General features: G+C 57.8%; 25 protein-coding genes. 21 read left to right on the top strand and 4 right to left on the bottom strand.

What is annotated here, in order from left to right:
- Positions 1-55 precede the first annotated feature (55 nt).
- The 6 genes from IMQ56_RS12790 (at position 56) to IMQ56_RS12765 (ending at position 5527) form a co-directional block, all read left to right on the top strand.
- Positions 56-484 (top strand): organic hydroperoxide resistance protein, encoded by a 429-nt coding sequence (locus IMQ56_RS12790; RefSeq protein WP_003856578.1) that lies wholly within the window; start codon positions 56-58, stop codon positions 482-484.
- 124 nt (positions 485-608) lie between these two features.
- A complete protein-coding gene (gene dnaT / locus IMQ56_RS12785) occupies positions 609-1154 on the top strand; it encodes a primosomal protein DnaT (RefSeq protein ID WP_003856579.1) in 546 nt (181 codons plus the stop codon).
- Positions 1151-1888, top strand: coding sequence for a DNA replication protein DnaC (gene dnaC / locus IMQ56_RS12780; protein ID WP_003856580.1), 738 nt, complete (start codon positions 1151-1153; stop codon positions 1886-1888). The genes dnaT and dnaC overlap by 4 nt, the downstream gene beginning before the upstream one ends.
- A gap of 84 nt (positions 1889-1972) precedes the next feature.
- Positions 1973-2455, top strand: coding sequence for a DUF2501 domain-containing protein (locus tag IMQ56_RS12775; RefSeq protein ID WP_015572603.1), 483 nt, complete (start codon positions 1973-1975; stop codon positions 2453-2455).
- Between the two features lie 271 nt (positions 2456-2726).
- Positions 2727-5018 carry a phosphatidylglycerol--membrane-oligosaccharide glycerophosphotransferase gene (opgB, locus tag IMQ56_RS12770; protein ID WP_017383843.1) on the top strand — a complete coding sequence of 764 codons (2292 nt, stop codon included), beginning with the start codon at positions 2727-2729 and terminating at the stop codon, positions 5016-5018.
- Positions 5018-5527, top strand: a complete 510-nt coding sequence (locus IMQ56_RS12765; protein WP_032671459.1) for a GNAT family N-acetyltransferase — start codon at positions 5018-5020, stop codon at positions 5525-5527. The genes opgB and IMQ56_RS12765 overlap by 1 nt, the downstream gene beginning before the upstream one ends.
- Before the next feature lie 168 nt (positions 5528-5695).
- Here the strand turns inward: IMQ56_RS12765 and tsr are convergent, their stop codons facing one another.
- The gene (gene tsr / locus IMQ56_RS12760) at positions 5696-7360 is read right to left on the bottom strand and encodes a methyl-accepting chemotaxis protein (RefSeq protein WP_017383845.1); all 1665 of its coding nucleotides are present in this window, start codon (positions 7358-7360) and stop codon (positions 5696-5698) included.
- An 83-nt stretch (positions 7361-7443) separates the two neighbouring features.
- Positions 7444-7884 (bottom strand): homoprotocatechuate degradation operon regulator HpaR, encoded by a 441-nt coding sequence (gene hpaR, locus IMQ56_RS12755; protein ID WP_017383846.1) that lies wholly within the window; start codon positions 7882-7884, stop codon positions 7444-7446.
- Positions 7885-8152: 268 nt separating this feature from the next.
- Here hpaR and hpaG point away from each other — a divergent pair, with 268 nt between their 5' ends.
- From hpaG to yjiA, 14 genes are all read left to right on the top strand, one after another.
- Positions 8153-9430, top strand: a complete 1278-nt coding sequence (gene hpaG / locus IMQ56_RS12750) for a 4-hydroxyphenylacetate degradation bifunctional isomerase/decarboxylase (protein ID WP_048220388.1) — start codon at positions 8153-8155, stop codon at positions 9428-9430.
- Positions 9427-10893 carry a 5-carboxymethyl-2-hydroxymuconate semialdehyde dehydrogenase gene (hpaE, locus tag IMQ56_RS12745; protein WP_023303046.1) on the top strand — a complete coding sequence of 489 codons (1467 nt, stop codon included), beginning with the start codon at positions 9427-9429 and terminating at the stop codon, positions 10891-10893. The genes hpaG and hpaE overlap by 4 nt, the downstream gene beginning before the upstream one ends.
- Before the next feature lie 2 nt (positions 10894-10895).
- Positions 10896-11747: a 3,4-dihydroxyphenylacetate 2,3-dioxygenase gene (gene hpaD / locus IMQ56_RS12740; RefSeq protein WP_196064043.1), complete on the top strand. Its 852-nt coding sequence runs from the start codon at positions 10896-10898 to the stop codon at positions 11745-11747.
- A 9-nt stretch (positions 11748-11756) separates the two neighbouring features.
- Entirely contained in the window at positions 11757-12137 is a 381-nt protein-coding gene (locus IMQ56_RS12735; RefSeq protein ID WP_045339629.1) for a 5-carboxymethyl-2-hydroxymuconate Delta-isomerase, read from the top strand.
- 154 nt (positions 12138-12291) lie between these two features.
- The gene (hpaH, locus tag IMQ56_RS12730) at positions 12292-13095 is read left to right on the top strand and encodes a 2-oxo-hept-4-ene-1,7-dioate hydratase (protein ID WP_015572593.1); all 804 of its coding nucleotides are present in this window, start codon (positions 12292-12294) and stop codon (positions 13093-13095) included.
- Between the two features lie 9 nt (positions 13096-13104).
- Positions 13105-13899, top strand: coding sequence for a 4-hydroxy-2-oxoheptanedioate aldolase (hpaI, locus tag IMQ56_RS12725; protein ID WP_015572592.1), 795 nt, complete (start codon positions 13105-13107; stop codon positions 13897-13899).
- Between the two features lie 21 nt (positions 13900-13920).
- Positions 13921-15264 carry a 4-hydroxyphenylacetate permease gene (gene hpaX, locus IMQ56_RS12720; RefSeq protein ID WP_048220389.1) on the top strand — a complete coding sequence of 448 codons (1344 nt, stop codon included), beginning with the start codon at positions 13921-13923 and terminating at the stop codon, positions 15262-15264.
- Positions 15236-16126, top strand: coding sequence for a 4-hydroxyphenylacetate catabolism regulatory protein HpaA (hpaA, locus tag IMQ56_RS12715; protein WP_196064042.1), 891 nt, complete (start codon positions 15236-15238; stop codon positions 16124-16126). Before hpaX ends, hpaA begins: the two co-directional genes overlap by 29 nt.
- Positions 16127-16321: 195 nt before the next feature.
- On the top strand, positions 16322-17884 hold the full coding sequence (hpaB, locus tag IMQ56_RS12710) for a 4-hydroxyphenylacetate 3-monooxygenase, oxygenase component (protein WP_010427196.1): 1563 nt from the start codon (positions 16322-16324) through the stop codon (positions 17882-17884).
- Between the two features lie 17 nt (positions 17885-17901).
- Positions 17902-18411 (top strand): 4-hydroxyphenylacetate 3-monooxygenase reductase subunit, encoded by a 510-nt coding sequence (locus IMQ56_RS12705; RefSeq protein ID WP_023303043.1) that lies wholly within the window; start codon positions 17902-17904, stop codon positions 18409-18411.
- 120 nt (positions 18412-18531) lie between these two features.
- The gene (locus IMQ56_RS12700; RefSeq protein WP_017383855.1) at positions 18532-18789 is read left to right on the top strand and encodes an HTH domain-containing protein; all 258 of its coding nucleotides are present in this window, start codon (positions 18532-18534) and stop codon (positions 18787-18789) included.
- Positions 18790-19008: 219 nt separating this feature from the next.
- A complete protein-coding gene (locus IMQ56_RS12695) occupies positions 19009-21162 on the top strand; it encodes a carbon starvation CstA family protein (protein WP_003856608.1) in 2154 nt (717 codons plus the stop codon).
- Positions 21163-21227: 65 nt separating this feature from the next.
- Positions 21228-21431, top strand: a complete 204-nt coding sequence (locus IMQ56_RS12690) for a YbdD/YjiX family protein (protein WP_003856610.1) — start codon at positions 21228-21230, stop codon at positions 21429-21431.
- A gap of 10 nt (positions 21432-21441) precedes the next feature.
- Positions 21442-22395 (top strand): GTPase, encoded by a 954-nt coding sequence (yjiA, locus tag IMQ56_RS12685; protein WP_196064041.1) that lies wholly within the window; start codon positions 21442-21444, stop codon positions 22393-22395.
- Between the two features lie 55 nt (positions 22396-22450).
- Here yjiA and IMQ56_RS12680 read toward each other — a convergent pair whose 3' ends face one another.
- Positions 22451-23809: an esterase-like activity of phytase family protein gene (locus tag IMQ56_RS12680; protein ID WP_196064040.1), complete on the bottom strand. Its 1359-nt coding sequence runs from the start codon at positions 23807-23809 to the stop codon at positions 22451-22453.
- Between the two features lie 411 nt (positions 23810-24220).
- Here IMQ56_RS12680 and IMQ56_RS12675 point away from each other — a divergent pair, with 411 nt between their 5' ends.
- Entirely contained in the window at positions 24221-24766 is a 546-nt protein-coding gene (locus tag IMQ56_RS12675; protein WP_006810254.1) for a YfaZ family outer membrane protein, read from the top strand.
- A 177-nt stretch (positions 24767-24943) separates the two neighbouring features.
- Here the strand turns inward: IMQ56_RS12675 and IMQ56_RS12670 are convergent, their stop codons facing one another.
- Complete coding sequence (locus tag IMQ56_RS12670) at positions 24944-26314, bottom strand: NAD-dependent succinate-semialdehyde dehydrogenase (protein ID WP_015572583.1); 1371 nt, start codon at positions 26312-26314, stop codon at positions 24944-24946.
- Positions 26315-26361 lie beyond the last annotated feature (47 nt).

Raw genomic sequence — 26361 nt, 5'->3', positions numbered from 1 at the left:
TAATACATCGCGCGCTATTTAATAGTGCATATAAACGTAAGATGAGGAACCTGCCATGTCTTTAGAAAAAGTTGTCTACACTGCCAAAGCCAAAGCAACCGGAGGCCGTGATGGCCGCGCAACGTCTTCCGATGGCGTTCTGGATGTCAAACTGGGTGTGCCAAAAGAGATGGGCGGCATGGGGGGTGAAGTAACCAACCCTGAACAGCTGTTCGCTGCGGGCTACTCCGCCTGCTTCCTGGGCGCAATGAAGTTCGTTGCGGCACGCGACAAATTCGCTCTGCCAAAAGACGCCTTTATTGAAGGCGAAGTGGGGATTGGCCCGCTGCCAACCGGTTTTGGTATCGAAGCGAAGCTGAACATCCACGTTGAAGGGATGGACGCAGCGGAAGCCAAAAAACTGGTGGATGCAGCGCATATCGTCTGTCCGTACTCTAACGCGACGCGCGGCAATATCGACGTGACGCTGAACATCATCGCGTAAACAGCCCTTGTGATTTTAGCCCCGGTAAGCGTAACGCCGCCGGGGAAATCCTCTCCTTTCCTCTCCTCTCTCTGTGCTACCATAACCCTCAATCACGCCCGTAGTAATCAGTTGAGAAAGTGTTATGTCCTCCAGAATCCTGACCACCAGCATTGCTGGCATCGATGCCTTTATGCGCGATCCTCGCGGTGTGTTGACGCACGCCGAAGGCGGCACGCTCGCGGTATTTGCCGACAACGCCCCGGCGTTTTATGCGGTCACGCCGGAACGTCTGGCGCAGCTTCTGGAAATTGAAGCGAAGCTGTCGCGTCCGGCGAGCGATGTCATGCTGGATAATCAGTTTTTTGACGAACCCGCCAGCGCCCCGGTGGCCGTTCCAATGGGGAAATTTCCCATGTACGCCGGTTGGCAGCCGGACGCCGATTTTCAGCGGCAGGCGGCCTTATGGGGAATAGCCCTCGCGCAGCCCGCGACGCCAGAAGAGCTGGCGGCCTTTACCGCTTACTGGCAGGCTGAAGGAAAAGTCTTCCACCATGTTCAGTGGCAGCAAAAGTTCGCGCGCAGTCTGCAAATCAACCGCGCCAGCAACAATGGCCAGCCAAAACGTGATATCAATGCCTTTTCAGAACCGGACAAAAAAATCCCTGATGGATTCCGAGGTGCGAAATGAAAAACGTCGGCGACCTGATGAAACGTTTGCAGAAGATGATGCCCGCCAACGTGAAGCCCGCCTTCACCACCGGTGAAGAGCTGCTGGCATGGCAAAAAGAGCAAGGTAAAATTCGCGCGGCTGCCCTCGCCCGCGAAAACCGCGCGATGAAAATGCAGCGCACCTTTAACCGCTCGGGCATTCGCCCTCTGCACCAGAACTGTTCCTTCGAGAATTATAAGGTCGAGTCACAGGGGCAGATGAACGCCCTCAACCAGGCGCGCCAGTACGTGGATGAATTTGACGGCAACATTGCCAGCTTCATCTTTAGCGGAAAACCCGGCACGGGGAAAAATCACCTTGCGGCCGCTATCTGCAACGAGCTGCTGCTGCGCGGGAAGTCAGTGCTGATTATCACCGTGGCCGATATTATGTCCGCCATGAAGGACACCTTCAGTAACCGCGAAACCAGCGAAGAACAGCTGCTGAATGATTTGAGTAACGTGGATTTGCTGGTCATCGACGAGATCGGCGTCCAGACGGAGTCCCGCTACGAAAAAGTGATCATCAATCAGATTGTCGATCGCCGTTCGTCGTCAAAACGCCCGACCGGTATGCTGACGAACCACAATATCGACGAGATGACCCGACTTCTTGGCGAGCGGGTGATGGATCGCATGAAGCTGGGTAACAGCCTGTACGTCATCTTCGACTGGGACAGCTATCGCAGCCGCGTCACCGGCAAAGAGTATTAAGATATTTCCAGGGAGCACCGGAAGAGCAGAGGTATATACTGAACCCACTTTTGGCCCAAAACGGACCTTGTTGAGTAAATCATTATGAAAAAACAGTTTCTTATCAGCATCCTTACTGGCGCCCTGCTGGTGACTGGCGCAGCGCAGGCCGCATCATGGCAGGAGTCGCTCTCCAGCGCAGCAAGTGAGTTAACCAAAGAGAGCGGCACTTCCCAGGGCGGGCTGTCAGCCTCGTCCCTCACCGGCCTGCTGAGTAACAGCTCCCAAAGCCTGAGCGCCGGAACGATGAACAACGCGGCGGGCATTCTGGAATACTGCGCGAAGCAGAAACTGGCTTCCGTTACCGATACCGAAAACATCAAAAACCAGGTGCTTGGTAAACTGGGTCTGGACACCCAGGAGCAGAAAGCGGACACCAACTATATGGACGGTATTCAGGGTCTGCTGAACGCGCAAAATGGCCAGCAGCTGAACCTCAGCACCCTTGGAAATTCATCTCTGGCGAAACAGGTGAAAACGAAAGCCTGCGATCTGGTGCTGAAACAAGGCGTTAATTTCCTCTCCTGATCGCCTCCCATTATCTGCCACAACACGCCGGGTTTATTACGTTAGTCTTACACCGCGGCGTGAAGTGCGTTTTTTTACCCCCTGCCACCACCTCAGCCTCCGTGTGCCACGATGCGACTGTATTCAAAAATCCGATTTTATAAACCAAATCCTAACAACAGCACACTTTCGTGACACTAAAATTGCAGCTAAGCGACATCGCAATTACATTGTATTACCCAAAAAATAAGCAATTAGCCGGCTAAGCGTCCGGCATGATGAGGATCTGCTGTTGTCAGAGTTAATGTCCCTTGTCCTTTTCCTGGCTTCCATCGGCGTTTATGCCTGGAAAGCCGGTCGTCACACCTGGTGGTTTGTGGCCACCCTGGTGGTGCTCGGCATTTTTATTGTTTTAAACATTACGTTATATGCCAGCGATTACTTTACCGGCGACGGTATTAACGACGCGGTGCTCTACACGTTGACCAACAGCCTGACCGGCGCTGGTGTAGGTAAGTACATCCTTCCGGGCCTGGGGCTGGTGGTCGCCCTGGTGGGCATCTTCGCCGCGCTGGCCTGGGTTCTGCGCCGTCGCCGTCACCGTCCGCATCATCATGGCTACAGCCTGCTGGCGCTGTGCCTGGCGCTGGCCTCCGTGGATGCCAGCCCGGCATTCCATCAAATTACCGAGCTGGTAAAATCCCAGTCGCGCGATGGCGATCCGGACTTTGCGGCCTATTACAAAGAACCCTCGAAGAAGATCGACAATCCCAGACTCAACCTGGTCTATATCTACGGCGAAAGTCTGGAACGCACCTATTTTGATAACGATGCTTTCCCGAACCTGACGCCAGAGCTTGGCGCGCTGAAAAACCAGGGCCTCGACTTCAGCCACACCATGCAGCTTCCTGGCACGGATTACACCATCGCCGGGATGGTGGCCTCTCAGTGCGGCATTCCGCTGTTCGCCCCGTTTGAAGGCAACGCCTCCGCCTCAATGTCGAGCTTCTTCCCGCAGAACATTTGCCTCGGCGATATCCTGAAAAACTCGGGCTATGAAAACTACTTTATGCAGGGCGCTAACCTGCGCTTTGCCGGGAAAGATGTGTTCCTGAAATCCCACGGTTTCGATCACCTGTATGGTTCCGAAGAGCTGAAAACCACGGTGGCCGATCCGGCCTACCGCAACGACTGGGGCTTTTACGACGATACCGTTCTGGATGAAACCTGGAAGAAATTCGAGGAGCTTTCCCGCGCCGGTAAACGCTTCTCGCTGTTTGCGTTGACCGTTGACACGCATCATCCGGATGGTTTCGTCTCACGCACCTGTAAACGTCAGGGCTATGACATTGACGGTAAAAACAACAAGTCGTTCAGCGCCGTGACCTGTAGCCAGGAGCATATCGCGGCGTTAATCGAGAAAATCAAAGCGTCGCCGTATTTCAAAAATACGGTCATCGTCGTCTCATCTGACCATCTGGCGATGAAAAACAGCGCCTGGGATGAGCTGAATAAGCTGGATCGCAGCAACCTGTTCTTTGTGCTGCGCGGCGATAAACCGCAGCAGGAGATCATTGCCGCTAAACGTAACTCGATGGATAACGGCGCTACCGTGCTGGATATTCTGGGTGGCGATAACTTCATTGGCCTGGGCCGCAGTACGCTTTCGGGCCAGTCCCTGTCGGAAATCTTCCTCAACATGAAGGAAAAAATTCTCGCCTGGAAGCCGGATATCATTCGTCTGTGGAACTTCCCGAAAGAGATAAAAGACTTCACCATCGATCAGGATAAAAAAATGATCGCGTTCTCCGGCAGCCATTTCCGCCTGCCGCTGCTGCTGCGCGTGTCGGATAACCGCGTCGAGCCGCTGCCGGAAAGCGAATACTCCGCGCCACTGCGCTTCCAGCTGGCGGAATTTGCCCCGCGCGATAATTTCGTCTGGGTCGACAAATGCTACAAAATGGGCCAGCTCTGGTCGCAACAGCTGTCGCTGTCCACCGACTGGTGCGTCTCTCAGGGGCAACTCGGCGGCGAGCAGACCGTGCAACACGTTGACAAACCGCAGTGGCAGGGAAAAACCGCGTTTAAAGATACGATTATTGATACCGCACGCTATCAGCGCAACGTAGACCTGCTGAAAATCGTCGACAACGACATTCGTTATAAAGCAGACAGCTTCATCTTTAATGTTGCCGGCGCGCCGGAAGAGGTGAAGCAGTTCAGCGGTATTTCACGGCCGGAATCCTGGGGGCGCTGGTCTAACGCGCAGTTGGGCGATGAGGTGAAAATTGAATATACCCATCCGCTGCCGGAGAAATTCGATCTGGTGATCACCGCCAGGGCATTTGGTCCCAACGCAAACCGTCCTATACCGGTGCGCGTCGGTGATAAAGAACAGACGCTGACGCTGAGCAACGATGTCACCACCAGCACGCTGCATTTCGATAACCCAACGCGCAGCAATACGCTGGTCATTGTGCCACCCGATCCGCAGTCCACTAACGAAGGGAATATTCTCGGTCACGCTCCGCGCAAGCTGGGGATCGGCATGGTGGAGATTAAAATTGTGAGCAGCGCTGGCTGATGACGGCGTTAACTCTTCGCCCGACGCGCATCGACGACGTCGCTGCCCTGCCCGCCATTGAACGCGCGGCGGGGCAGCGGTTTCGCGACGTTCCTGAGCTGGCCTGGCTGGCAGACAATGAGGTTATTTCTGTTGAAGATCACCTCGGTTACGCCGGACGCGGATTAAGCTGGCTGGCGCTGGCTGACGACAGGCCCGTGGGCTTTATTCTCGCCGAAGCTCATCCATCGTCGTTGTTTATTGTGGAACTGTCGGTTCACCTGGACTGGCAGGGACGAGGTCTTGGACGCCAGTTAATCGCCCGTGCCGCCGCGCATGCCCGCAGTCTGGGGCTGAACTCGCTGACATTAACGACGTTTCGTGATGTCCCGTGGAATGCGCCCTTCTACAGGCGATTAGGGTTTGAAATGATGACGACGCTGACGCCGGAACTGCGCCAGAAACGCGAGGAAGAGACGGCGCATGGTTTAGCGTATGGTTCCCGCTGCGCCATGCGCCTGCCTCTGTAAAATCGCCCGGTGGCGCTGCGCTTACCGGGCCTACAAAACCCAATTCCGCAGCCGCCACCCGGCAAAACGCACAATCCGTAGGCCGGGTCAGGCGTAGCCGCCACCCGGCGAAACGCACAATCCGTAGGCCGGGTCAGGCGCAGCCGCCACCCGGCGAAACGCACAGCGTCAGAACGTTTCCCAGTTATCGCCCGCGTCTGCGGTCGCCGGTTTACGCGCCACTACCGGTGCGGCAACGCTTTTCGCCGAGGCGAACTCGCGCGCCTTCATCTGTTCCTGCTGAATACGGAACACCGCAACGGCCTGCGTCAGACGGCTCGCCTGCTCTTCCAGTGCCGCGGCCGCCGCCGCAGACTCTTCCACCAGCGAGGCGTTCTGCTGGGTCACGCGATCCATCTCAGCCACCGCCAGCCCAACCTGGTCAATACCGCGGCTCTGCTCGTCAGACGCAGACGCGATTTCGCCCATGATATCCGTCACGCGCGTTACCGCATTCACGATCTCACCCATGGTTTCACCCGCGCTTTCAACAAGCGTTGAACCAATTTCCACGCGCCCCACGGAGTCTTCAATCAGGCTCTTGATCTCGCGAGCCGCCTGGGCGCTGCGCTGCGCCAGGTTTCGGACTTCACCTGCAACCACCGCAAAACCACGCCCCTGCTCGCCCGCACGCGCCGCTTCTACCGCCGCGTTCAGCGCCAGAATATTGGTCTGGAAGGCAATCCCGTCGATCACGCTGATGATATCGGCGATTTTCTGCGAACTGCCGGCGATGTCACGCATGGTCTGCACCACGTTATCCACCACCTTGCCGCCTTTCTGCGCGGTTTCAGACGCGCTCAGCGCCAGGTTGCTCGCCTGACGGGCGTTCTCGGCGTTCTGCTTCACGGTGGCAGTCAGCTGTTCCATGCTGGCGGCGGTCTCTTCCAGAGAGGCAGCCTGCTGTTCGGTACGGGATGAGAGATCGTTATTGCCCATCGAGATTTCGCTCGCACCGCTGTAAATAGCGTTGGCGCCGTTACGCACGTCACCCACGGTACGCACCAGCTCGCCCTGCATATGGCGCAGGGAGTCAGCCAGTACACCCATCTCGTTGGAGCCTTCCACGTCGATGCGCTTCACCAGGTCGCCGCTGGCGATATGACGAATGCTGTCAATCAGACGGTTCAGCGGCGAAATCAGCGCCTGACGAATACCCAGCCAGACGGCAACAATCACCACCAGCACCGCAGCCAGCACGCTAATCAGCACCCAGATAGCCTGGCGGTAAGAGCTGTTGCTGTCTTCAACCGCGGTCTGATACAGCGCGTCGTTCTGTTGCAGGTAGTTGACGTACTGCTTCTCAAAGCCATCCTGATAGCTCTGGGTCGGCTGGTCGAAGAACTCATTGATTTTGCCCGCCCCCAGCAGCTGGATCAGCTCAGCCAGCGCGCCATGGTAAATATCGTAATTACGTTTGATTTCCAGTGCCGCAGCGTCGCTCTGACGCGGGTCGCGCGGCAGCGCTTCGTAATCCGCCCAGTTTTTTTCCGCCTGTTTCAGAGACGCAGAGGCAATCTGCATCAGCTCGGCGACGGTTGAGCCGCTGCCGATATTGTTCTGATCCATCATATAGCGGATACCCGCGCGGTTCAGGGTGTTACGGGTTTGCAGCAGCGCCACCCAGCTACCGTTCAGGGTGGATTGTTGCTGGCGAATGGTTTGCAGGATGGTGAAATTCTCTTTGTCATGCTTCAGGGCATTGAAGAAAAGACCACCAGACGTGAGTTGTAAAAGGCCAAATATCGCTAAAACCAGCAGTAAGCTGGTGACAATCTTGATTCGGTTTAACATGTTTTCTCTTTCCTCAGGCAGATACAGAATATTCGGCCTGGCATGAGAAAACTTTACGAAAATCATCCTGGAATTTAGGGTTTTTACGCTTCGTCCCTCGCGGCGATATGTCGGTTTCCAAGTTCAATAAACTCTTCCAGCAGCGCCGTGAGCTGCTTCATCTTCTCAGGCGTATATTCCGCCTCAATCTGCTGGTACGCCTCTTCCACCTGAGCCTGAGCACGCTGGTACAGCGCGTTGCCTTCTTTCGTCAGCGACACGTACAGCTTGCGCTGGTCAGTCACCGGTTTTAAGCGCAGCACCAGACCGTCGCGCTCCATCCGCGTCAGAATGCCGGTCAGGCTTGGGCGCAAAATGCAGGTGCGGAACGCAAGATCGTGAAAATCCATGGAGGGATGCTCGGCCAGCACGCGGACGATACGCCACTGCTGCTCGGTCAGATTATGCCGCTTCACTATCGGGCGGAAGTAGCCCATCGCCGCTTCACGCGCCTGCAACAGCGCGATGGTTAATGAGTCATGCATCATCTACCCCTTACATCATTAACAAATAAACAATTAAAAACAGATGCTTTTATAGACAACACGTTTTAACCCAAAAAGTCTAACAGAAACAAAGCTATTTTTTTAACTTATTGATTTAAATATATATTAACCCTTTTATGTAAATTTATTGTTATTTGCATCACAAATTATTCACTTCTGATTGCGAAACGAACAGCAAAAGCATAAAACCAGATCATTAACATATTAATGAAATCAAAACCGGACAGCCGGTTTGAGGAGTATGGGAATGAAAGGTACTGTTTTTGCCGTAGCGCTAAACCACCAAAGCCAGCGTGTGGCCTGGGCTGAGGCGTTTGAAAAAGCCCCCTATAACGCGCCGCCAAAAACGGCGGTGTGGTTTATCAAGCCACATAACACTGTTATCCGCGCAGGCGAACCGATTCCCTTCCCGCAGGGAGAAACCGTGTTAAGCGGCGCGACGGTGGCGCTGGTGGTGGGCAAAACCGCCAGCAAAGTACGCGTTGAAGAGGCGGCGGCGTACATCGCCGGCTACGCGCTGGCTAACGAAATCAGCCTGCCGGAAGAGAGCTTCTACCGTCCGGCGATCAAAGCCAAATGCCGGGATGGATTTTGCCCGCTCGGCGAACCTGTCGCCGTTGATAATGTGGATAATCTGACCATCATCACCGAGATCAACGGCCGCGAAGCGGACCACTGGAACACGGCCGATCTGCACCGCAACGCCGCCGAACTGCTGAGCGCCCTGAGCGAATTTGCCACCCTGAACCCCGGCGATGCGATATTGCTCGGCACTCCGCAAAGCCGCGTCGAAGTTCGCCCGGGCGATCGGGTACGTATTCTGGCAGAAGGATTTCCGCCGCTGGAAAACCCGGTGGTGGAGGAACGCGACGTTGCCATCGCTTCGCGCACGCCGCCGCACGCCACGCTGTTTGCCCTCGGTCTGAACTATGCCGACCACGCCAGCGAGCTGGACTTCAAGCCACCCACCGAGCCGCTGGTGTTTATCAAAGCGCCAAACACCTTTAACGGCGACAACCAGACCTCGGTGCGCCCAGACAACATTGAATACATGCATTACGAAGCCGAGCTGGTGGTGGTCATCGGCAAAACCGCGCGCAAGGTCAGCGAAGCCGAGGCGATGGACTATGTTGCGGGCTACACGGTGTGCAACGACTACGCCATCCGCGATTATCTCGAAAACTACTATCGCCCGAACCTGCGGGTGAAAAGCCGCGACGGGCTGACCCCCATCAGCCCGAACGTGGTGCCAAAAGAAGCCATTCCTGACCCGCACAACCTTCGTCTTCGCACCTACGTCAACGGTGAACTGCGTCAGGAAGGCACCACGGCAGACCTGATCTTCAGCATCCCCTACTTGATTGCGTATCTGAGTGATTTCATGACCCTGCAACCGGGCGACATGATTGCCACCGGCACGCCGAAGGGGCTGTCCGACGTGGTGCCGGGCGATGAGGTGGTGGTGGAAGTGGAAGGCGTAGGCCGTCTGGTAAACCGAATTGTCAGTGAGGAGACTGCAAAATGAAAAAGATTAACCACTGGATCAACGGTAAAAACGTCGCCGGAAGTGAGTACTTCCACACCACCAACCCGGCCTCCGGCGAGGTGCTGGCAGAAGTGGCCTCCGGCGGCGAAGCCGAAATCCATCAGGCCGTTGCCGCCGCCAAAGAGGCGTTCCCGAAATGGGCCAACCTGCCGATGAAGGAGCGCGCGCGCCTGATGCGTCGCCTGGGGGATCTGATTGACCAGAACGTGCCGGACATTGCCGCGATGGAAACCGCCGACACCGGCCTGCCGATCCACCAGACCAAAAACGTGCTCATTCCGCGCGCCTCGCACAACTTCGAGTTCTTCGCCGAGGTGTGCCAGCAGATGAACGGCAAAACCTACCCGGTCGACGACAAGATGCTCAACTACACCCTGGTGCAGCCGGTGGGTGTCTGCGCGCTGGTGTCGCCGTGGAACGTGCCGTTTATGACCGCCACCTGGAAGGTCGCGCCGTGCCTGGCCTTAGGGAATACCGCGGTGCTGAAGATGTCTGAACTCTCCCCGCTGACCGCCGACCGTCTGGGCGAGCTGGCCCTCGAAGCGGGCATTCCGGCGGGCGTGCTCAACGTGGTGCAGGGCTATGGCGCCACGGCGGGCGACGCGCTGGTGCGTCATCATGACGTGCGCGCCGTCTCCTTCACCGGCGGTACCGCCACCGGGCGCAACATCATGAAAAACGCCGGGCTGAAGAAGTATTCCATGGAGCTGGGCGGCAAATCGCCGGTGCTGATTTTTGAAGACGCGGACATTGAGCGCGCGCTGGACGCCGCCCTGTTTACCATCTTCTCCATCAACGGCGAACGCTGCACCGCCGGCTCGCGCATCTTCATCCAGCAGAGCATCTACCCGGAGTTCGTCAAACGCTTTGCCGAGCGCGCCAACCGCCTGCGCGTGGGCGACCCGACCGATCCGAACACCCAGATTGGCGCGCTCATCAGCCAGCAGCACTGGGAAAAAGTCTCCGGCTACATCCGCCTCGGCATTGAAGAGGGGGCAACCCTGCTGGCGGGCGGCCCGGACAAACCGACCGATCTGCCTGCGCACCTGAAAGGCGGCAACTTCCTGCGCCCGACCGTGCTGGCGGATGTCGATAACCGCATGCGCGTGGCGCAGGAGGAGATCTTCGGGCCAGTGGCCTGCCTGCTGCCGTTTAAGGACGAAGCGGAAGGCCTGCGCCTGGCCAACGACGTGGAGTACGGCCTGGCATCTTACATCTGGACCCAGGACGTCAGCAAAGTGCTGCGTCTGGCGCGCAGCATCGAAGCGGGCATGGTGTTCGTCAACACCCAGAACGTGCGCGACCTGCGCCAGCCGTTTGGCGGCGTGAAGGCCTCCGGCACCGGGCGTGAGGGCGGCGAGTACAGCTTCGAGGTCTTCGCGGAGATGAAGAACGTCTGTATCTCCATGGGTGACCATCCGATTCCAAAGTGGGGGATCTGACCATGGGTAAATTAGCGTTAGCGGCAAAAATCACACACGTTCCGTCAATGTATCTCTCCGAACTGCCGGGCAAAAACCACGGCTGCCGCCAGTCGGCCATCGACGGGCATAAAGAGATCAGCAAGCGCTGCCGCGAGCTGGGCGTGGACACCATTATCGTCTTCGACACCCACTGGCTGGTGAACAGCGCGTATCACATCAACTGCGCGGACCATTTTTCGGGCGTCTACACCAGCAACGAGCTGCCGCATTTTATTCGCGACATGACCTACGACTACGACGGCAACCCGGAACTCGGCCAGCTGATTGCCGACGAAGCGGTGAAGCTTGGCGTTCGCGCCAAGGCGCACAACATCCCGAGCCTGAAGCTGGAGTACGGCACGCTGGTGCCGATGCGCTACATGAACGCGGATAAGCACTTCAAAGTGATCTCCATCTCGGCGTTCTGCACGGTTCACGACTTCGCCGACAGCCGCAGGCTGGGCGAGGCCATCATCAGTGCCATCGAAAAATACGACGGCACCGTGGCGGTGCTTGCCAGCGGCTCGCTCTCGCACCGCTTTATCGACGACCAGCGCGCGGAGGAAGGGATGAACAGCTACACCCGCGAGTTTGACCGCCAGATGGACGAGCGCGTGGTGAAGCTGTGGCGCGAGGGTCAGTTCAAGGAGTTTTGCAGCATGCTGCCGGAGTACGCCGACTACTGCTACGGCGAGGGCAATATGCACGACACGGTGATGCTGCTGGGGATGCTCGGCTGGGACAAATACAACGGTAAGGTGGAGTTTCTCACCGAGCTGTTCGCCAGCTCCGGCACCGGCCAGGTCAACGCCGTTTTCCCGCTGCCCGCGTAAGGAGCCACCATGCCGCATTTTATTGCTGAATGTACCGACAACATCCGCGAGCAGGCCGACCTGCCAGGGCTGTTCGCCAAAGTGAACGAGGCGCTCGCCGCCACGGGCATCTTCCCCATCGGCGGCATCCGCAGCCGCGCCCACTGGCTGGACACCTGGCAGATGGCAGACGGTAAGCACGATTACGCCTTTGTGCATATGACGCTGAAGATCGGCGCGGGGCGCAGCCTGGAAAGCCGGAAAGAGGTCGGTGAAATGCTGTTTGCGCTGATTAAAGATCATTTCGCAGCGCTGATGAACAGCCGGTATCTGGCGCTGTCGTTCGAGCTTGACGAGCTGCACCCGACGCTTAATTACAAGCAGAACAACGTGCACGCGTTGTTTAAGTAGCCGTTTGCTCGCCCGGTGGCGCTGCGCTTACCGGGCCTACAACGGCCCCAAACCGTAGGCCGGGTAAGCGCAGCGCCACCCGGCAACAGCAGCACCGAACCGTAGGCCGGGTAAGCGAAGCGCCACCCGGCAACAGCCGCACAAAGGATACGCCATGCTCGACAAACACACCCATACCCTGATCGCCCACCGCCTGCATCAGGCGGAACAATCCCGGGAGCAGATCCGCGCGATCTCGCTGGAGTACCCGGAGATCACCATTGAAGACGCCTACGCCGTCCAGCGCGAATGGGTGAGCCTGAAAATCGCCGAAGGCCGCGTGCTGAAAGGCCACAAGATCGGCCTCACCTCCAAAGCGATGCAGGCCAGCTCGCAGATCAGCGAGCCGGACTACGGCGCGCTGCTGGACGATATGTTCTTCCACGACGGCAGCGACATCCCCGTGGATCGCTTTATCGTCCCGCGCATCGAAGTGGAGCTGGCCTTCGTGCTGGCAAAACCGCTGCGCGGCCCGAACTGCACGATCTTCGACGTCTACAACGCCACGGATTACGTCATCCCCGCCCTGGAGCTGATCGACGCCCGCTGCCATAACGTTGACCCGGAAACCCAGCGCCCGCGCAAGGTGTTCGACACCATCTCCGATAACGCCGCCAACGCGGGCGTGATCCTCGGCGGCCGCCCGATTAAACCCGACGAGCTGGATCTGCGCTGGATCTCCGCCCTGCTCTACCGCAACGGCGTGATCGAAGAGACCGGGGTCGCCGCAGGCGTGCTTAACCACCCGGCAAACGGCGTGGCGTGGCTGGCGAACAAACTGGCGCCATACGACGTGCAGCTTGAGCCAGGCCAGATCATCCTCGGCGGCTCGTTTACCCGCCCGGTTGCCGCCAGCAGAGGCGACACCTTCCACGTCGACTACGGCAACATGGGCTCGATTAGCTGCCGCTTTGTGTAGGAGTGCACCATGGAAAACGCATTTAAGACCGCGCTGAAAGCCGGAAAGCCACAAATCGGCCTGTGGCTGGGGCTGACCAGCAGCTACAGCGCTGAGCTACTGGCCGGGGCCGGTTTTGACTGGCTGCTGATCGACGGGGAGCACGCGCCGAACAGCGTGCAGACCGTCCTGACTCAGCTCCAGGCCATCGCCCCTTATCCCAGCCAGCCGGTGGTGCGCCCATCGTGGAACGATCCGGTGCAGATCAAGCAGCTGCTGGACGTGGGGGCGCAAACCCTGCTGGTGCCGATGGTGCAAAACGCCGACGAAGCCCGTCTGGCGGTCAGCGCCACCCGCTATCCGCCTGCCGGCATTCGCGGCGTCGGCAGCGCGCTGGCGCGGGCGTCGCGCTGGAACCGCATCCCGGAGTATCTGCATCAGGCTAACGACGCCATGTGCGTGCTGGTGCAAATCGAAACTCGCGAGGCGCTGAAAAACCTGCCGCAGATCCTGGACGTGGAAGGGGTGGACGGCGTGTTTATCGGCCCGGCGGATCTGAGCGCCGACATGGGCTTCGCCGGTAATCCGCAGCACCCGGAGGTGCAGGCCGCCATTGAACAGGCGATCGCGCAGATCCTCAGCGCGGGCAAAGCGCCCGGCATCCTGATGGCGAATGAACAGCTGGCAAAACGCTATCTCAGCCTCGGCGCGTTGTTTGTCGCGGTCGGCGTGGATACCACCCTGCTCGCCCGCAGCGCCGAAGCGCTGGCGGCCCGCTTTACCGACGTCACCACAGCAGTTGATAACAATAAATCCGTCTACTAAACGTACGATGTGGAGCGCAACATGACGACCTCAACCCTGCATAATAAAGCTGTTGAACATCGCGTTATTAATAAGCTGTTCCGTCGTTTGATCGTGTTTCTTTTTATCCTGTTTGTTTTCTCGTTTCTCGATCGCATCAACATCGGCTTTGCCGGGCTGACGATGGGCAAAGATCTGGGCCTCACGTCGACCATGTTTGGCCTGGCCGCGACGCTGTTTTACGTGACCTACGTGCTGTGCGGTATCCCCAGCAACATCATGCTGGCGAAGGTCGGCGCCCGCAGCTGGATCGCCGGGATCATGGTGGTGTGGGGCATCGCCTCTACCTGCACCATGTTCGCCACCAGCCCCGAAACGCTTTATGTCCTGCGCATGCTGGTGGGCATTGCCGAAGCCGGTTTCCTGCCGGGCATTCTGGTCTATCTCACCTGGTGGTTCCCGGCGTATCACCGCGCCCGCGCCAACGCGCTGTTTATGATCGCCATGCCGGTGACCATGATGCTCGGCTCGATCCTCTCCGGGTACATTCTGGCGATGGACGGGCTGTGGAACCTGAAGGGCTGGCAGTGGCTGTTCCTGCTGGAGGGGCTGCCGTCGGTAGTGCTCGGCGTGGTGACCTGGTTCTACCTTAACGACACGCCGGATCAGGCCACCTGGCTGGATGATGACGAAAAGCAGGCACTCAAAACGATGATCGCTCGCGAGCAGGAGCTAGCCATTGCGCACGTCGCCACGCCGCGATCGACGCTGCGCGAGGTGCTGACGCCCGCCGTGCTGCTCTACACGCTGGCCTACTTCTGCCTGACGAATACGCTGAGCGCGATCAACATCTGGACGCCGCAGATCCTGCAAAGCTTCAACACCGGCAGCAGCAATATCGTGATCGGCCTGCTGGCGGCGATCCCGCAGTTTTGCACCATCCTCGGAATGATCTGGTGGAGCCGCCGCTCCGACAGGCTGAAAGAGCGAAAAAAGCACACCATCCTGCCGTATCTGTTTGCGGCGGCGGGATGGATGCTGGCCTCGGCGACCGATCACAGCCTGATCCAGCTGCTTGGCATCATCATGGCCTCAACCGGATCGTTTACCGCCATGGCGATATTCTGGACCACGCCGGATCAGGTTATTAGCCTGCAATCCCGCGCGGTGGCGCTGGCGGTGATCAACGCCATCGGCAACGTCGGGTCTGCCGTCAGCCCATTGCTGATAGGTATTCTGCGCGACGCGACCGGCAGCTTCAGCTCGGGGCTGTGGTTCGTGGCGGGTCTGCTGGTGGTGGGCGCGCTGGTGCTGACGCGCATTCCGATGACGCAGCGGGATCAACAGAGGAACGATCATGTGCCAGAGCCCCATCGCCAACATTGATATCAGCAAGGATTACGACGAAAGTCTGGGCACCGACGATGTGCATTACCAGTCGTTTGCCCGCATGGCGGCCTTTTTTGGCCGCGACATGCAGGCGCACCGCCACGACCAGTATTTTCAGATGCACTTTCTCGATACCGGGCAGATTGAGCTCCAGCTCGACGACCACCGTTACTCGGTGCAGGCGCCGCTGTTTGTGCTGACGCCGCCGTCGGTGCCGCACGCGTTTATTACCGAATCCGACAGCGACGGCCACGTGCTGACGGTGCGCGAGGATCTCATCTGGCCGCTGTTAGAAGTGCTCTACCCCGGTACGCGGGAAGCGTTCGGCCTGCCGGGGATCTGCCTGTCGCTTGCCGACAAGCCGGACGAGCTGGCGGCGCTGAAGCACTACTGGCAGCTGATTGCCCGGGAATCCACGGAACAACTGCCCGGTCGCGAGCATACGCTGGTCCTGCTGGCCCAGGCCGTTTTTACCCTGTTGCTGCGCAACGCGAAGCTCGACGACCACGCGTCAGGCGGCATGCGCGGTGAGCTGAAGCTTTTTCAGCGCTTTAACCAGCTGACAGATGCTCATTACCACGAGCACTGGACGGTGCCGGAGTATGCAAGCGAATTGCATCTCACCGAATCTCGCCTGACCTATATCTGTCGCCGCTTCGCCAACCGCTCGCCGAAACGGCTGATCTTCGACCGCCAGCTGCGGGAAGCCAGGCGTTTGCTGCTGTTTTCCGACAGCACCGTGAGCGAAATTGCCTGGCAGCTGGGGTTTAAAGATCCGGCCTATTTCGCCCGTTTTTTTAACCGACTGACGGGGTGCTCACCCAGCGCGTACCGGGCGCAGAAAGTACCGGTTTCCTGAACGCATCACGGTTCGTAGGGCGGGTAAGCGCAGCGCCACCCGCCGAAAAGCCGCACAGATCACAAAACCACATCCCACCCGAAAAGTACCTGCCGTTGTCCCAATCGTCCCTTCACGTTCCGCCCCTCTCAAGCTTCAATTAAACAACAAAAACAAAACATAAATTTAACAATCATCTTCCGATACGAGGTCCCTATGAAGCCTGAAGATTTCCGCGCTGATGCCAAACGTCCGTTAACCGGTGAAGAGTATTTAAAAAGCCTGCAAGATGGCCGTGAGATTTATATCTACGGCGAGCGCGTTAAGGACGTCACTACCCACCCGGCATTTCGCAATGCGGCGGCGTCCATCGCCCAGATGTACGATGCCCTGCACAAGCCAGACATGCAGGATACCCTCTGCTGGGGCACCGACACCGGCAGCGGCGGCTACACACATAAATTCTTCCGCGTGGCGAAAAGCGCCGACGATCTGCGCCAGCAGCGTGACGCCATCGCCGAGTGGTCGCGTCTGAGCTACGGCTGGATGGGGCGTACGCCGGACTACAAAGCCGCGTTCGGCTGCGCGCTCGGCGCTAACCCTGCCTTCTACGGTCAGTTCGAGCAGAACGCCCGCAACTGGTACACCCGTATTCAGGAAACCGGCCTGTACTTTAACCACGCCATCGTCAACCCGCCGATCGATCGCCATAAACCGGCGGACGAGGTGAAAGACGTTTACATCAAGCTGGAGAAAGAGACCGACGCCGGGATCATCGTCAGCGGCGCGAAAGTGGTGGCCACCAACTCGGCATTGACCCACTACAACATGATCGGTTTTGGTTCTGCGCAGGTGATGGGCGAAAACCCGGACTTCGCGCTGATGTTCGTCGCGCCGATGGATGCCGAAGGGGTGAAGCTGATCTCCCGCGCCTCTTACGAGATGGTGGCAGGGGCGACAGGCTCTCCGTACGACTACCCGCTCTCCAGCCGCTTTGACGAGAACGACGCCATTCTGGTAATGGATCATGTGCTGATCCCGTGGGAAAACGTGCTGATCTACCGCGATTTCGACCGCTGCCGTCGCTGGACGATGGAAGGTGGCTTCGCCCGCATGTACCCGCTTCAGGCCTGCGTGCGTCTGGCAGTGAAGCTCGACTTCATCACCGCTCTGCTGAAGAAGTCGCTGGAGTGTACCGGCACCCTCGAGTTCCGCGGCGTGCAGGCGGATCTCGGCGAAGTGGTGGCGTGGCGCAACATGTTCTGGGCGCTGAGCGACTCCATGTGCTCCGAAGCCACGCCGTGGGTAAACGGCGCGTATCTGCCTGACCACGCGGCGTTACAGACCTACCGCGTGATGGCGCCAATGGCCTATGCGAAGATCAAGAACATCATCGAACGTAACGTGACCTCCGGGCTGATCTACCTGCCGTCCAGCGCGCGGGACCTGAACAACCCGCAGATCGACCAGTACCTGGCGAAGTACGTGCGCGGCTCCAACGGAATGGATCATGTCGAACGCATCAAGATTCTGAAACTGATGTGGGATGCCATCGGCAGCGAGTTTGGCGGACGTCACGAGCTGTACGAAATCAACTACTCCGGTAGCCAGGATGAGATCCGCCTGCAATGCCTGCGTCAGGCGCAAAGCTCCGGCAACATGGACAAGATGATGGCGATGGTTGACCGCTGCATGTCCGAGTACGACCAGCACGGCTGGACGGTACCGCACCTGCACAACAACACTGATATCAATATGCTGGATAAGCTGCTGAAATAACGCAGCGGGAGGTTTCAATGCAATCTGAAGAACGCCTGCGTTTTCGCGACGCGATGGCCAGCCTGTCGGCGGCGGTGAATGTGATCACTACCGAGGGCGATGCGGGTCGCTGCGGCATTACCGCCACCGCCGTCTGCTCGGTCACGGACACCCCGCCTTCGGTCATGGTCTGCATTAACGCCAGCAGCGCCATGAACCCGGTCTTCCAGGGCAACGGCAAACTGTGCGTCAACGTGCTGAACCACGAGCAGGAGATCATGGCCCGCCACTTTGCCGGGATGACCGGCATGGCAATGGAGGAACGCTTTGCTCTCTCCTGCTGGCAGAAAGGACCGCTGGCGCAGCCGGTGCTGAAAGGCGCCCTGGCAAGCCTGGAAGGTGAGATAACCCAGGTGCAAACCATCGGCACCCATCTGGTCTACCTTGTTGAGATTAAGAACATCATCCTCAGCAGCGAGGGGCACGGCCTGATCTACTTCAAACGCCGTTTCCACCCGGTGATGATGGAGATGGAAGCCGCGATTTGATCCCGTTGCACAAAAAAACGCTAAGGTTTCCGCAAAGGTGCGCCGTTAACTATCCATAAGATAAATTTTCCGGGGCGGCTGGCGACGTCGTCAGCCGCCCCCTTAACGCTGGAAAGTCTTATGGCCCCTTCACCCCGAAGCCGCTCGGCTGAACGTCTGGTTGAAATCATTATTGCCCTGCACCGCAACGGAAGCGTTAATCGCCGCGATCTGATGCAAAAATTTGGCATTACCGAACGCACGGTGTACCGCGATTTACAGGCGCTTTCCCCGATTATTGAACACGACGGCAAAGGGCGCTATCAGCTGCTGCCCGCGTATCAGCCCTGCCGCTGCGTGCACTGCCCTGAAGCGAACGACAAAAGCCCACAGGGCTAAATTATTCTCAGTGATCTCAATCACATATTTTCTCCCACCGGGGGTGAGCCTTAACCACTCACCCTCGCTTTTGACCGCTCACGCATCGCTTTCAACCACTCACCCATTTACCGTGCTTTACACGCGCGAGGATCTGGCACGATCGCTCCAGCATTAATCAATACCTCCTCACAACGAACCCTGACCCTTTTTTCTTTACATAAAAAACCAGGTCTTATTATGGATACTAAAAAACTACTTAAGCACGTGCCCTGGGCCATCCTCGGGATCATCGGTGCTTTCTGTCTGGCGGTTGTCGCATTACGCCGGGGCGAGCACGTCAGCGCCCTGTGGATCGTGGTCGCGTCGGTTTCCGTCTACCTTGTGGCTTATCGCTACTACAGCTTGTACATCGCGCAGAAGGTTATGAAGCTCGACCCGACGCGCGCCACCCCGGCGGTTATTAACAACGACGGCCTGAACTACGTGCCAACCAACCGTTACGTGCTGTTTGGTCACCACTTTGCCGCTATCGCCGGTGCAGGCCCGCTGGTCGGCCCGGTGCTGGCCGCGCAGATGGGCTACCTGCCGGGTACGCTCTGGCTGCTGGCGGGCGTGGTGCTGGCGGGGGCGGTGCAGGACTTTATGGTGCTGTTTATCTCCTCGCGCCGTAACGGTTCGTCGCTGGGCGAGATGATCAAAGAGGAGATGGGCCGCGTGCCAGGCACGATCGCCCTGTTCGGCTGCTTCCTGATCATGATCATCATCCTGGCGGTGCTGGCCCTGATCGTGGTGAAAGCGCTGGCCGAAAGTCCGTGGGGCGTCTTCACCGTCTGCTCTACCGTACCGATTGCGCTGTTCATGGGCATCTACATGCGCTTCCTGCGCCCTGGCCGCGTTGGCGAGGTGTCGGTCATCGGTATCGTGCTGCTGGTCGCCTCCATCTACTTCGGCGGCGTGATTGCGCACGACCCGTACTGGGGTCCGGCGCTGACCTTTAAAGACACCACCATCACCTTCGCGCTGATCGGCTACGCATTCATCTCAGCGCTGCTGCCGGTGTGGCTGATTCTGGCTCCGCGTGACTACCTGGCAACCTTCCTGAAAATCGGCGTTATCGTCGGGCTGGCCATTGGTATTGTGATCATCAACCCGGAGCTGAAAATGCCGGCGGTGACGCAGTACATTGACGGTACCGGTCCGCTGTGGAAAGGCGCCCTGTTCCCGTTCCTGTTTATCACCATTGCCTGCGGTGCCGTGTCTGGCTTCCACGCGCTGATCGCCTCCGGCACCACGCCGAAGCTGATGGCCAACGAAACCGACGCGCGCTTCATCGGTTACGGCGCGATGCTGATGGAATCCTTCGTGGCGATCATGGCGCTGGTTGCGGCGTCGATTATCGAGCCTGGCCTGTACTTTGCGATGAACACCCCGCCGGCGGGTCTCGGCATTACCATGCCAAACCTGCATGAGATGGGCGGCGAAAATACCGCGCTGATCCTGGCACAGCTGAAAGACGCCAGCGCGCACGCGGCGGCGACCGTCAGCTCCTGGGGCTTCGTGATTTCGCCCGAGCAGATCATGCAGACCGCGAAAGACATCGGCGAACCGTCCGTGCTGAACCGCGCAGGTGGTGCGCCAACGCTGGCGGTGGGTATCGCACACGTGTTCCACAAAGTGCTGCCGTGGGCGGACATGGGCTTCTGGTACCACTTCGGTATTCTGTTTGAAGCGCTGTTCATCCTCACCGCGCTGGATGCCGGTACGCGTGCAGGCCGCTTCATGTTGCAGGATCTGCTGGGTAACTTCGTGCCATTCCTGAAGAAAACCGACTCGCTGGTGGCCGGCGTTCTGGGCACTGCGGGCTGCGTAGGCCTGTGGGGTTATCTGCTGTATCAGGGCGTTGTTGACCCGCTGGGCGGCGTGAAGAGCCTGTGGCCGCTGTTCGGTATCTCTAACCAGATGCTGGCGGCTGTGGCCCTGGTGCTGGGTACCGTTGTCCTCGTGAAGATGAAACGCACCAAATACATCTGGGTCACCGTGGTGCCTGCGCTGTGGCTGCTGCTCTGCACTACCTGGGCGCTGGGTCTGAAACTGTTCAGCACCAACCCGCAGCTGGAAGGCTTCTTCTTCATGGCTAACCAGTACAAAGAGAAGATTGCCGCAGGCGGCGCGGATCTGACCGCGCAGCAGATTGCCAACATGAACCATATCGTGGTGAACAACTACACCAACGCGGGTCTGAGCATTCTGTTCCTGGTGGTGGTGTACAGCATTATCTTCTACGGCATCAAAACCTGGATGAAAGTGCGTAACGTTGAGGGCCGTACGGACAAAGAGACCCCGTACGTACCGGTGCCGGAAGGCGGCGTGAAGACCTCCTCACACCATTAATTAAGCATGTTACTGTAGGCCCGGTAAGCGTAGCGCCACCGGGCTTCTTCTATATGGAACCCTCAATGTTTGGTAACTTAGGCGAAGCAAAAAAATACCTCGGTCAGGCGGCGAAAATGCTGATTGGCATTCCGGACTATGACAACTACGTTGAACATATGAAGACCAACCATCCGGATAAGCCGTACATGACCTACACTGAATTCTTCCGCGAGCGTCAGGAAGCGCGCTACGGCGGAAGTGGAGAAGGCGGCGTCCGCTGCTGCTAAAGGAGAAACCATGACCCCGATTGCCGTTACCCTGCTGACCGGTTTCCTCGGCGCCGGTAAAACCACCCTGCTGCGCCACATTCTGAACGAGCAGCACGGCTTCAAAATCGCCGTCATCGAAAACGAATTTGGCGAAGTCTCCGTTGACGATCAGCTGATTGGCGACCGCGCCACCCAGATCAAAACCCTGACCAACGGCTGCATCTGCTGCACCCGCTCTAACGAATTAGAAGACGCCCTGCTGGACCTGCTCGACAGCCGCGATCGCGGTGACATCGACTTCGACCGTCTGGTGATCGAGTGCACCGGCATGGCCGACCCCGGCCCGATTATTCAGACTTTTTTCTCTCATGAGATCATTTGCCAGCGCTACCTGCTGGACGGCGTCATCGCTCTGGTGGATGCGGTCCATGCCGACGAGCAGATGAACCAGTTCACCATCGCCCAGTCCCAGGTTGGCTACGCCGACCGCATCCTGCTGACCAAAACCGACGTGGCGGGTGAAAGCGAAAAACTGCGCGAGCGCCTGACGCGCATCAACTCGCGTGCGCCCATTTACACGGTGACGCATGGCGATATCGATCTCGCCCAGCTGTTCAACACCAACGGCTTTATTCTGGAAGAGAGCGTCACCGCGAAACCGCGCTTCCACTTTATGTCCGACAAGCAAAACGACGTGACGTCGATTGTGGTTGAGCTGGACTACCCGGTGGACATCAGCGAGGTCTCCCGCGTGATGGAGAACCTGCTGCTGTCGTTTGCCGACAAGCTGCTGCGCTATAAAGGGATGCTGTGGATCGACGGCGAGCCGAACCGCCTGCTGTTCCAGGGCGTGCAGCGCCTGTACAGCGCCGACTGGGATCGCCCGTGGGGCGATGAAGCGCCGCACAGCGTGATGGTGTTTATTGGAATACAGCTGCCGGAAGAAGAAATTCGGGCAGCGTTTGCGGGGCTGAAGAAATAACCGCACCGATTATCCCCTCTCCCCCGCGGGGAGAGGGTTAGGGTGAGGGGGAAACTTATTTCAACGCCTCCGGCAGCGTCACAATCCACAGCTCGCTGTCGGACTCCGGTTTCTTCAACGGCTTCACGCTGAGGGTGGTTTCAACCGGTTTGTCATCCAGCTTCAGCGCCCCCTGCGCGTTCACCCGATAATCCTTGAGCTTCTTGCCTTCGACTGGCTTCTGCATCGCCACCTTCACGCCAAAGTCATTATCGTTCGCCACTGCCAGCGTTTTGCTGTCAATCAGCGCCAGCCCTTCGGCCTTTTCCTGCTGCCAGCCCAGCGCACGCAGATCGACCACCTGCGTTTTTTCCGCAAGCGTGATGCCGCGCTGCGCCAGCGTTTTCTCATCATCAAACTCCGGGTATTCGCCCGGCTTGTCGAAGGCCGCCAGATCGCTCGCCTTGCTCAGATCAACCCTGTAGATGAGGTTACGCATTGCGTCATTTTTATCCTCGCCCTGTTCAATCAGCAGGATGGTGTGGTTATCCAGCGCCACGATGTCGCCGATTTTAGCGTCGCTGTTTTTGCTGTAGGCCGCGCTGTCGACAGGGTAGCCGTACATCGCGGTTTTCTCGGTCGCCGGATCGAAGCTCACCAGACGCGTAAACAGCGCCTTTTTTTTGCTCTTCCCGTCGATATCCAGCGTGCTTTGCACGGCGGCGATAATGCGTCCGTCCGGCATGCGGGTCAGCCCTTCAAAGCCCCGGTTTGCCTGACGCCATTTGATAACGTTTGGCAGACCGCCCGCGATGGATTTCTCCCCTTCCGTCGCCTGCGGACCGTGGATCGCGAGGATTTTCCCTTTACTGTCGACGTTAATCAGGAACGGGCCATACTCATCGCACAGCCAGTAACCGCCCTTCCCGTCCGGCGTGATGCCTTCCGTATCCAGCCCGCGGTTATCGCCTTTCAGCACTTTTAAGGTGTCGCTTAGCGCGACTTCATTGGTAGATCCAATCACGCCGCTTTGCAGCGGCAGGCCGTTGATCTCGCCTTTATCGTCATGCAGCGGTCGCGCGTCCACGGCCTCCGCTTTGCCGTTTAGCACACGGATCGTCATCAGCAGCGGGGCGAAATCCGGGGTAGCAAAGATTTTGGCATCGTTTTTCCCCATTTTTGGCGAATCCGCGTTAGGACCGCGATCGGTCACGGTCGCAAACGTCAGCGCATCGCCCTGCTTGCCCGTGAATAACAAACCCGAACCAATCCCCACCGGGAGCCCGTTCGGGAATGCGCTGGCAAACGCACCGCTGTATTTGACATGCGCGCCTTCGGGAAAGCTGACGACGTAGCGCTCCGCGGTTGGCTGTGCCGCCAGGCCAGAGAAAGAGAGCGCACAACCGACTAGCACAGGAATAATTTTTCTTTTCATATTGTTAGCATCCAGTAAGTGAAGCCAACAACGTAATGAAGAAACGTGTCAGAAAAATGACATGTAATGTCAACGAAGCGGCGCGTACGGACGTATATCAATCACCAGAAATGTAAACCTCTGTCTTTATCTGTGTCAGCTGAAATACTTTTGGAAATTATTAGAAACCCAATTAATTCATGGCGAAGGACTATTTGCGCCTCGTTCATTTTACGTTTAGCCAGGAATGTAAACTGTCCCTAAACGCGAATGTATTGGACATTGACGATTTGCCATATAAACAATTCATCAACATTTACCATTCAAAAACCCAACACAAACAGCATATAAATGCGAGACCTATCACATTTGCAGTCATAAACATCGCTTGTTAAGGTGCCCTCAGATTAATTTAATGACGAGGAAACACTCATGAAAAAACTTAACATCCTGATCCTTTCTGCTCTGACCGCCGTATCGGGCTCCGCACTGGCCATGGGTGGCAGCATTGAGCAGGGTAAAAACTTTACTAACCTCAATCTGGAAATGGGGAAATCCTCATCCGGCCTGTATGCGGAGAGCAACTGGCTGAAAAACACCGATGACGGCACCCAGACCGGCGGCGTTGGGGCAGGCTACAACCTGGAAGTGGGTCCGGTGATGCTGAACGCTGGCGCGAAAGCCATCTACATCGGCCCGAAAAAAGGCGATAACGGCGTAGCATTCCCGATTGGCGGCGGCGTTAACGTTGCGCTTACGGACAGCATTCACGTGTTTGGTGAAGGTTATGTAGCGCCAGACGGCCTGAACAACAGCGTGAAGAACTATGTTGAAGCTAACGGCGGCGTAAGCTGGACGCCAGTCAAACCTGTCACGCTGAAAGTGGGCTATCGCCACGTGAGCGTAGACGGTAAAGACGGTCGTCCAAACCACACGCTGATCGACGGTGCATATGTAGGCGGTGGAGTGTCCTTCTAAGCCTGTTTGCGCGTTTCGCCCGGCGGCGCTACGCTTGCACGGGCCTACAATGAAGGGTGCAATGTATTAAAATTATTGCACATTGTAGGCCGGGTAAGCGCAGCGCCACCCGGCAAGAAAGGCGATGCGACCGTTAATAAAAAACCTGCCGGATGGCAGGTTTTTTTTATTACCGCATTACTTGCGAACGACCACCAGCTTCTGGTTCACAAACTCTTTGATCCCCAGGTCCGACAGCTCGCGTCCGTAACCCGAACGTTTTACCCCGCCGAACGGCAGCTCTGCCGCAGTGTCGGTGAGCCAGTTGATGTACACCATCCCGGTCTCAATGCGCGACGCCATTTTCTTCGCGCGCTCGATGTTCTGGCTGAACACCGCGCCGCCCAGACCGTAGTGGGAATCGTTAGCCAGTGCGACCGCTTCGTCGTCGCTTTTCACCACGTAAACCTGCGCTACCGGACCGAAGAACTCCTCGAAGTACGCCGGGTTATCGCGCGAGATATGTGTCAGGATGGTCGGCTCAAAGAAGCTTCCGTCACGCTGAACCGGCTTGCCGCCATGGTGCAGCTTCGCGCCATTTTTCACCGCCTCGTTAACCTGTTTAGTTAGCGTCTCCAGCGCGTCTTTGGACGACAAAGGCCCCAGCGTGGTGCTTTCGTCCAGCGGATCGCCAATTTTCACCTGCTTAAACGCCTCGGTGAATTTGCTCAGGAAGGCGTCTGCAATCTTTTCATGCAGGATAAAGCGCTTCGCCGCGGTACAGACCTGCCCGGCATTGTTCAGCCGCGCGTTAACGCCGATCTTCACGGCTTTATCCAGGTCGGCATCGTCCAGCACCACGAACACGTCGTTCCCGCCCAGTTCCAGGGTCGATTTTTTGATGTGCTTCGCAGCCTGTGCCGCAACCACGCTACCCGCTTTTTCTGAACCGGTCAGCGCCGCCCCCTGTACGCGATTGTCGGCGATAATGTTCGCCACCTGTTCGGACGAGATAAACAGGTTGGTCCACGCCCCTTCCGGCGCGCCCGCTTCACGTACCAGCTGTGCAAAGGTCTCTGCACAGTGCGGCACGATGCTGGCGTGCTTGGCGATCACCGGGTTGCCCGCTGCCAGGTTTGGCGCCAGAACGCGCATCAGCTGATAGTACGGGAAGTTCCATGGCTCGACGGCCATCAGCACGCCGATGGGGTGATGTTCAACCCATGCTTCCCCGAGTTCAGAGTCATACTTCACCGGGGCCAGGAACTGCTTCGCGTTGTCCGCATAGTAGCGGGCGATTTGCGCGCACAGCTTCACTTCGCCGCGGCTTTGTTCGATGAGCTTACCCATCTCCTGACTGGCGATTTTCGCCAGATCCTCCACGCGTTCGTCGATCAGGTCCGCCAGCTTATGCAGCACCGGCAGGCGCTGGCTTATGTCGCCTTTCGCCCAGTCGGAGTGATAGAGCGCATCGGCTGCCTTCAGCGCCGCTTCAACGTCTGCGTCAGTGTGAGAGGGATATTCTTTGATGAGCTGGTTCGTGGCAGGATTTACTGTCTGGTAAGCCATATCGAATCTCCTTGTTTTACCGCTTAGGGTATTAAGGGTAGTCAATC

The organism is Enterobacter sp. Res13-Sevr-PEC09-46, assembly GCF_015672585.1.
Classification (GTDB): Bacteria; Pseudomonadota; Gammaproteobacteria; order Enterobacterales; family Enterobacteriaceae; genus Enterobacter; species Enterobacter hormaechei_C.
This window is presented reverse-complemented; position numbering and strand designations above follow the sequence as displayed.

Excerpts from the sequence above, each read along its gene's own strand:
- IMQ56_RS12790 (WP_003856578.1), top strand. The coding sequence starts at position 56 with ATGTCTTTAGAAAAAGTTGTCTACACTGCCAAAGCCAAAGCAACCGGA.
- dnaT (WP_003856579.1), top strand. The coding sequence starts at position 609 with ATGTCCTCCAGAATCCTGACCACCAGCATTGCTGGCATCGATGCCTTT.
- dnaC (WP_003856580.1), top strand. The coding sequence starts at position 1,151 with ATGAAAAACGTCGGCGACCTGATGAAACGTTTGCAGAAGATGATGCCC.
- IMQ56_RS12775 (WP_015572603.1), top strand. The coding sequence starts at position 1,973 with ATGAAAAAACAGTTTCTTATCAGCATCCTTACTGGCGCCCTGCTGGTG.
- IMQ56_RS12765 (WP_032671459.1), top strand. The coding sequence starts at position 5,018 with ATGACGGCGTTAACTCTTCGCCCGACGCGCATCGACGACGTCGCTGCC.
- tsr (WP_017383845.1), bottom strand. The coding sequence starts at position 7,360 with ATGTTAAACCGAATCAAGATTGTCACCAGCTTACTGCTGGTTTTAGCG.
- hpaR (WP_017383846.1), bottom strand. The coding sequence starts at position 7,884 with ATGCATGACTCATTAACCATCGCGCTGTTGCAGGCGCGTGAAGCGGCG.
- hpaG (WP_048220388.1), top strand. The coding sequence starts at position 8,153 with ATGAAAGGTACTGTTTTTGCCGTAGCGCTAAACCACCAAAGCCAGCGT.
- hpaE (WP_023303046.1), top strand. The coding sequence starts at position 9,427 with ATGAAAAAGATTAACCACTGGATCAACGGTAAAAACGTCGCCGGAAGT.
- hpaD (WP_196064043.1), top strand. The coding sequence starts at position 10,896 with ATGGGTAAATTAGCGTTAGCGGCAAAAATCACACACGTTCCGTCAATG.
- IMQ56_RS12735 (WP_045339629.1), top strand. The coding sequence starts at position 11,757 with ATGCCGCATTTTATTGCTGAATGTACCGACAACATCCGCGAGCAGGCC.
- hpaH (WP_015572593.1), top strand. The coding sequence starts at position 12,292 with ATGCTCGACAAACACACCCATACCCTGATCGCCCACCGCCTGCATCAG.
- hpaI (WP_015572592.1), top strand. The coding sequence starts at position 13,105 with ATGGAAAACGCATTTAAGACCGCGCTGAAAGCCGGAAAGCCACAAATC.
- hpaX (WP_048220389.1), top strand. The coding sequence starts at position 13,921 with ATGACGACCTCAACCCTGCATAATAAAGCTGTTGAACATCGCGTTATT.
- hpaA (WP_196064042.1), top strand. The coding sequence starts at position 15,236 with ATGTGCCAGAGCCCCATCGCCAACATTGATATCAGCAAGGATTACGAC.
- hpaB (WP_010427196.1), top strand. The coding sequence starts at position 16,322 with ATGAAGCCTGAAGATTTCCGCGCTGATGCCAAACGTCCGTTAACCGGT.
- IMQ56_RS12705 (WP_023303043.1), top strand. The coding sequence starts at position 17,902 with ATGCAATCTGAAGAACGCCTGCGTTTTCGCGACGCGATGGCCAGCCTG.
- IMQ56_RS12700 (WP_017383855.1), top strand. The coding sequence starts at position 18,532 with ATGGCCCCTTCACCCCGAAGCCGCTCGGCTGAACGTCTGGTTGAAATC.
- IMQ56_RS12695 (WP_003856608.1), top strand. The coding sequence starts at position 19,009 with ATGGATACTAAAAAACTACTTAAGCACGTGCCCTGGGCCATCCTCGGG.
- IMQ56_RS12690 (WP_003856610.1), top strand. The coding sequence starts at position 21,228 with ATGTTTGGTAACTTAGGCGAAGCAAAAAAATACCTCGGTCAGGCGGCG.
- yjiA (WP_196064041.1), top strand. The coding sequence starts at position 21,442 with ATGACCCCGATTGCCGTTACCCTGCTGACCGGTTTCCTCGGCGCCGGT.
- IMQ56_RS12680 (WP_196064040.1), bottom strand. The coding sequence starts at position 23,809 with ATGAAAAGAAAAATTATTCCTGTGCTAGTCGGTTGTGCGCTCTCTTTC.
- IMQ56_RS12675 (WP_006810254.1), top strand. The coding sequence starts at position 24,221 with ATGAAAAAACTTAACATCCTGATCCTTTCTGCTCTGACCGCCGTATCG.
- IMQ56_RS12670 (WP_015572583.1), bottom strand. The coding sequence starts at position 26,314 with ATGGCTTACCAGACAGTAAATCCTGCCACGAACCAGCTCATCAAAGAA.